The sequence below is a fragment of the Microbacterium sp. UBA1612 genome, assembly GCF_002321605.1.
Classification (GTDB): Bacteria; Actinomycetota; Actinomycetes; order Actinomycetales; family Microbacteriaceae; genus Microbacterium; species Microbacterium luteum.
This window is the reverse complement of the sequence record NZ_DCMW01000018.1, coordinates 163,194-163,861: the sequence shown is the minus strand read 5'-3', so window position 1 is coordinate 163,861 and position 668 is coordinate 163,194. Positions and strand designations below refer to the sequence as shown.

The following is a 668-nucleotide window of genomic DNA, read 5'->3' as shown; positions in this document are numbered from 1 at the left end:
TTTCTCCGACATCGGCGGGGGAGGGGATGCGCCCGGCGGCCGGATGCGGCGGGCGGGCGGCGGGGGGTGCGGCGGGCGCGGGGCAGGGATGCCCGGCGGCTGGATGCGGCAGCGCCGGCCGAGGCGGCAAAGGCGCCGGGGGCAGAGGGATGCGGCGGGCGGGCGGGTAGGCTGGCCCGGTGAGCATGGAGATCGAGATCGGCCGCGCCAAGCGGGCCCGCCGCGCGTTTACGTTCGACGACCTCGCCGTCGTCCCCTCGCGCCGCACGCGCAACCCGGAGGACGTCTCGACCGCGTGGACCATCGACGCGTTCTCCTTCGACATCCCCGTCATCGGCGCGCCGATGGACTCGGTGGTGAGCCCCAAGACCGCGATCATGCTCGGCCAGCTCGGCGGACTCGGCGTGCTCGACCTCGAGGGGCTGTGGACTCGCTACGACGACCCCGAGCCGCTCCTCGCCGAGATCGCGTCGCTGCCGGACGACCAGGCGACCCGTCGCATGCAGGAGCTGTATGCCGCACCGATCCAGCCGGAACTGGTGCGGGATCGACTCTCCGAGATCCGCGCGGCCGGTGTGACCGTCGCCGGTTCCCTCACGCCGCAGCGCACGCAGGAGCTCTACGAGACCGTCGTCGCGGCCGGGGTCGACCTCTTCGTCATCCGCGGC

At 73.8% G+C, this 668-nt stretch carries 1 protein-coding gene; it reads left to right on the top strand.

Going from position 1 to position 668, the window contains the following annotated elements:
* Positions 1-185: 185 nt before the first annotated feature.
* Positions 186-668: IMP dehydrogenase (locus B3S45_RS07775; protein ID WP_286718706.1), on the top strand; the 483-nt coding region annotated here is incomplete at its 3' end.